Origin of the sequence: uncultured Nostoc sp. (assembly GCF_964245575.1) — a bacterium.
GTDB lineage: Bacteria > Cyanobacteriota > Cyanobacteriia > Cyanobacteriales > Nostocaceae > Nostoc.
The window spans coordinates 1-5937 of sequence record NZ_CAXTNP010000379.1 but is presented as its reverse complement, the minus strand read 5'-3'; the positions used below and the strand labels follow the sequence as shown (position 1 = coordinate 5937).

The 5937-nt window shown below is 40.2% G+C and carries 3 protein-coding genes; 2 read left to right on the top strand and 1 reads right to left on the bottom strand.

Features of this window, described 5'->3' with window-relative positions:
• Positions 1-335: 335 nt before the first annotated feature.
• Complete coding sequence (locus ACFFAP_RS34840) at positions 336-2552, bottom strand: hypothetical protein (protein WP_375515491.1); 2217 nt, start codon at positions 2550-2552, stop codon at positions 336-338.
• Positions 2553-3030: 478 nt separating this feature from the next.
• Here ACFFAP_RS34840 and ACFFAP_RS34835 point away from each other — a divergent pair, with 478 nt between their 5' ends.
• The gene (locus ACFFAP_RS34835; protein WP_375515490.1) at positions 3031-4200 is read left to right on the top strand and encodes a glycosyltransferase family 4 protein; all 1170 of its coding nucleotides are present in this window, start codon (positions 3031-3033) and stop codon (positions 4198-4200) included.
• 50 nt (positions 4201-4250) lie between these two features.
• Positions 4251-5396, top strand: coding sequence for a glycosyltransferase family 4 protein (locus tag ACFFAP_RS34830; RefSeq protein WP_375515489.1), 1146 nt, complete (start codon positions 4251-4253; stop codon positions 5394-5396).
• The last annotated feature ends 541 nt before the right edge of the window (positions 5397-5937 follow it).

Sequence of the window (5937 nt, the reverse complement as noted above, 5' to 3'; positions counted from 1 at the left end):
AAAGACTCGTTAACGGAGTTCAAAGACTCATTCACGAGTATCAAAGACTCATTAATGCAGTAAATCTTAAGTAGGGTGCGTTATAGCTTCACTCTAGATAATTTAGATTATGCCTATTGTGCCTGTCCCATTGCAGACGGCACAAATTTTCTTTCTAACCTTCCCCATCCCCCAACATTTGAGGCACGTAAAAAGGCTTGCTCTAATTCCCTCCTTATAGCGGTTCCCATTCAGATGCGGTACAACATTATATCGCCAGGTGTAGGGGCACGGCACTGCCGTGCCCCTACGGGTGTACCTCACGTAAACAAGAACCGCTATATTACTGTAAATACTCACCCCGCCAGCCGATACATAATCACTTTTCCTTTCCAATTTTCTTCCACAAATACCAGATACTCACCATTGGAACGCCGAAAAGCGCGGATACCGTAGGGTATATCAATCCAGCCACTTTCGCTGCCAACTTCTGGGCCTGGTTTTAACTGTTGTACTTGCACTCCCGTCGTGGCATTGTAGACATATACCTCTGCGGTTTTAACTGTCACGGCAAATACACGATCTCCCGCCACACTTATTGCAGCTGTAGACACTTCGCGCTTGCCGGTAGTGTCATAAGGAATCACAATTCGCCACTTGGGAGTACGATTTCCTTTACTCCAGTTGTCAAAACGGGCAATTTCAGATCCAGCAACTCCAGTGTCATCGCCAGAGGCGGGGTGATCTCCTGTAAAGCCTGACAAATACATGGTATCTGTTTGGGGTAAATATTCGAGCCGCCGTAAGTCGTTAAATATTTTGGGAGTAGTTTGCTTTTCCATCGAACTATAGTTGTAGATGGGGTTGCCTTTAGCATCTATTCCCTGTAAAGGATAGTGTCGAATGCCATCTTCTGTTCGCAAAGCTTTCCAAACATCTCCTTTGCTGTCTACCCACCAGCCGCCGATATAGGGATAATCTTTGCTGGTATCATATTCGTTGTTTTCAAATTTGCCATTACCGTTGCGATCGCGCCAGATCCATTCCCCTTGTTTTGGTTGATTCGCTGGCCAATTTCCCTTGAGAAATGGTTTATCTGCACCATTGCTACCGACAAACATTCCGGCTGGAATAGCTACTTTGCCATCTGTGTCTGGATTGAAACGATATATTTCCAGAAAGCTGTTATACATATCTGTGAGAAACAAAAACGGCTTCCCTTGGATGCGGCGTACAAAGGTTCCGTCTGGCGATGTATGCAGACGCGGATCTTGAGGATATTTGAAAGGATTTAAGGTGTAGGCTTTATAAGTCCATTGCTTACCAGCAGGCTTGCTGTAATCCATCAAATAGTGTTCTTGTTTGGTGAATAAATCTACACCATCAGTTTTAGGATCAGCATCTGCATTATCGACGAATATCAATCCCAGCGATCGCCATATTAGTTTTCCCGATGGCGAAAATTTCCGCAAATCTGTTCCTGATTTGTTGAAACCATTACTATTTATATAGATATTGCCTGAAGCATCTGTACCGACTCCGGTAAGTCCATAAAGTTTCAAATCTCGAACTTCACCAGGAACTCCTGCATAGATACCACCCTTACAGCCAAAACTATCCACCTGCACTGGCTTATCTTTGATGTCATAAATCAACATTTGCTGACGTGGCCCATTTTCTGCCACCAACAGCTTACCTTGATGATTAATTGCGATCGCAGTTGGTTCAACGATATCTGCAATCTCTTGGGGTAATTGCTTTCCACTCGGCGAATAATGGAGAATCTTGGCAGGCTTACTGCCATTTTTGCTTTGAATAATCCACAGATTTTTTTGTGGATCAATAGTTATTGCTCCCGGATTAGCAACAGTAAAGCTGCGGAGTTCCTTCATCGTATCAGTATCATAGACACGAACGCGGTTAGTAGCAAAATCACTCACATACAACTCGCTTCCCACAGTTGCTAATCCAGTGAGTTCACTTTTAGTACTGGTAATCAACATACTTTTATCCCAGCCACGCCCATTAGGAAAAGGCGCAGGTTTTCCCGACAAATCATAGCGTCTAACGCAATGCCAAGTTGTTCCTTCTCCTGGGTAATCTTCATCGGTTTTGCCCTTCGATCCCTGAGTCATGGCAATGTAAATATATTTACTATTTGCTGTTACAGCTATGCCACCACCACGACTCCAGCCGTGAGTATCCCCAATAGCACCAATAACCTTACCATCCTTATATATGGCTGCTTCCATTCCCGCCTCATCCCAATGGCTGTTAGTATAAACTGTGCCATCAGGGGCAACATACATTGCCTCAATATTGTTTTGTACCCGCAGATTTCCACTGCCAATAGTATTACCTATCCACGATGTTTTATAGGTGAGTGTGGGTGTTCCAGTTGTCGCCCAGTCTGTTGTAATTCCAATGATAGTAACAATTACCCCAACAGTCAGACTAAGTAAAAAGTTGAAAATTTTACTTTTTTGTAAATATCTAATCTTAAATATTTTTTTGATGTGCTGGTTGAGTTTGTGACGGAGTTTTATTAACTGCGCCAGGAATTTATTTTTCATATATTTTTTAAGCTTTTAATTATTTATCTACAATCGTTTTTTCGGTAATCCGTAAAAAATATAATTATTATAAACAATCAGGAACTTCACATAATTTTTACAATACTTACTTTATCCTTATGATTATTCAGCTAATATCTTGAAACCCTTATTTAAGGTATTAGTTTTTACTTAAAATTAACTACTATTGGTAAATATTGATACAAAAAAAATTCATAATTATTAATTTATAGTGGTTTTTGTCTTTCCCTATCTCGGATTCACCTTCGTTAATTGGCAGGTATCAGATGTACCAAACTGAGTGTTATGCAGTTAAGAAAAACACAAGTTTTTATTCGTTGTTGACGTTGACATATAAATAGTTTATAAATTGGTGTTCTATCTAAAATTCTTATTGGTAATGTGTATTTAATCTAGTGATTCAGCTTTGGAACATGCTGTAGGGGCCTGTTTTAATATATTTAGAGGAGACACATCAGTGGAAAATCAAACAGAGAACTTTGCTTCATCATCTGCATCTATTCTCACTCTTGGATTAGGCTGGTTCCCTAAAAGTCCCGGAGGATTAGAAAGGTATATTTATGAGTTAGTTCATAAATTAGCTGAAAATAAAGACCAGGTTGAATTATGCGGAGTTGGTCTACCTGAGGCTGAAATAAATTCACCGATTAAGCTGAATAATTTGGCGAGTCCCGACAGTGCTATTTGGCAAAGATTATGGTCGATTCGCACTAATTTCCAGAAAACAAGAACAAGCAAACCAGATGCTATTAATTTGCATTTTGCATTATATAGCTTTCCTCTTTTAGATATTTTACCAAAGGGAGTACCAGTTACCTTTAACTTTCATGGGCCTTGGGCTTCTGAGAGTCAGCAAGAGGTAGTTAATAAAAACCTTAGTCTTTTAATCAAGCACTGGCTAATAGAACAAAACACTTATAATCGCTGCGATCGCTTCATTGTTTTGAGCAAAGCATTTGGTAAAATTTTACATGAGAAATATCAAGTACCGTGGAGCAAAATTAATATTATTCCTGGTGGAGTTGATATCAACTGGTTTCAGCCGAATTTATCACCCCAGGAGGCTTGTACAAAGCTAGGCTGGCCAAGTAATCGCCGTATCCTATTTACATCACGCCGCTTAGTACATCGAACCGGGCTTGACAAATTATTGCAAGCACTAGCTATAATTAAGCCCAGAATACCAGATGTTTGGCTAGCGATCGCAGGTCGTGGTCATATCCAAGCTGCACTACAGCAACAAGCTACAGAATTAGGACTAGACGACAACGTTAAATTTTTAGGTTTTCTACCGGATGAGCAATTACCTATAGCTTACCAAGCTGCGGAATTGACTATTATGCCTAGTCAATCTTTTGAAGGATTTGGATTAGTAATAATTGAGTCTTTAGCCTGTGGTACTCCTGTTTTATGTACCCCCGTTGGGGGAATGCCAGAAATTTTATCAGGATTCTCACCTGATTTAATTACTACTTCAATAGAAGCCTCAGCCATTGCTAAAAAATTAGAACAAGTGCTTTTGGGAAACATCCCCATACCTTCACGATCAGCCTGTCGCCAGTACACCACCACACACTACGACTGGAATGAAATTGCCCAGCAAGTACGGAAGATTTTATTAGCTTAAACTAGAGACGCAAAATTCCGTGTTTCTGTAGTGTATTATAAGGAACTTTTATGAAAATTTTTTTCCTAGACCAAAGCGGTAAACCAGGCGGTGCAGAATTATGTTTAATAGATATTGCTAAACCATACTGTAATCACGCTTTGGTAGGTTTATTTGCAGATGGCCCTTTTAGAACTTTACTAGAGCAAAATCATATCCCAGTAGAAGTTCTCACAAGTCACGCAATCAAAGTTCGCAAAGAAAGCAGTTTGGTGCAAGGATTAACGAGTTTGGGACAACTTGCACCTTTGATTATTAAGGTGATTAAAAAAGCGCGTGAATACGATTTCATCTATGCCAACACCCAAAAAGCATTAGTTGTCGGAGCATTAGCAAGTTTTTTCAGTCGTCGTCCTCTGGTTTATCATTTACATGATATTCTTTCCAAAGATCATTTTAGCCAAACTAATCTTCGCATTGCTATTAACTTAGCAAATCGTTGTGCATCATTAGTAATTGCCAATTCCCAAGCTAGTAAAACAGCCTTTCTGCAAGCAGGAGGACGGCCAGATATTATCGAAGTTGTCTATAATGGCTTTGAGCCAAAAAATTATCAAACTAATGAGTCTGACATTAATAAATTGCAGCAAGAGTTAGGATTGCAAGGAAAATTTGTCGTCGGACACTTTAGCCGTCTTGCACCTTGGAAAGGGCAGCATATTTTAATTGATGCCCTTGCCAAATGTCCGCCAGAGGTGACAGCAATTTTAGTCGGTGATGCACTGTTTGGCGAACAAGATTACGTGCAAAAGTTACACCAACAAGTTGCTCACCTGGGATTAGAAAACCGTGTCAAATTTTTAGGATTTCGTTCAGATATTCCCCAGTTAATGGCAGCTTGTGACTTGGTGGCACATACCTCTACTTCCCCAGAACCTTTTGGTAGAGTGATTGTAGAGGCAATGCTATGTGGAAAACCTGTAGTTGCAGCAAAAGCTGGGGGTGTAATGGAATTAGTAGAACATGGACTTAATGGTTTTCTAGTGACACCAGGAAAACCCCAGGAACTTGCAGAAGTAATTATCACCTGTCTTCAGGAGACGGAAATAACTGCAACTATTGCCAAGAATGCCAGAACTACGGCTAGTCGGCGTTTTGATGTTGCAATTATTAATCAGCAAATTGCCCAACTGCTGTCTCATATCACGTCCGCTTAAATAGACATATAGCGGTTTTAAATTGCGTGGAGTACAGACAATTCGTAGGGGCGCACAGCTAGCTGTAATTGTGTGCCCCTACTAGGTTTCAAAGCCTTTCCACCCGTGGGGGATAAGTTTCCAGCGAATGGAATTTAAAAACTTTGCGTTTCCCTGGGAATGAGTATACCAAGTTGGTTAAGTTAGCAATAATGTATGTCATATAAATAATGTCATTAACAAGATTGACTTAAAAAATTCTACATCATATCATTTTTGTGACTGATGTAGCAAAAATACATTTAACTACCCAGACTTGGTAGATAAAAAGATTTTGCAGAACATAGCGATGTGTGATGAAAACACATAGCAGTACACAAGTGGAATCAAACAGATAAAGAACACTAATTTTATGACCTCAACCACAACTTACACTTACGATGTCGATGGCAAAGTGATATCTGAGAGGACAGACAACAACAGTGATGGGATAATAGACTCAGTTATTACCTACCGCTATGATCTGACATCCACGAGCAGTGACAACAACGGCGACGGCAAA

What these genes read in the sequence shown, in the direction of transcription:
- ACFFAP_RS34840 (WP_375515491.1), bottom strand. Translation starts at nt 2,552, where the DNA reads ATGAAAAATAAATTCCTGGCGCAGTTAATAAAACTCCGTCACAAACTC.
- ACFFAP_RS34830 (WP_375515489.1), top strand. Translation starts at nt 4,251, where the DNA reads ATGAAAATTTTTTTCCTAGACCAAAGCGGTAAACCAGGCGGTGCAGAA.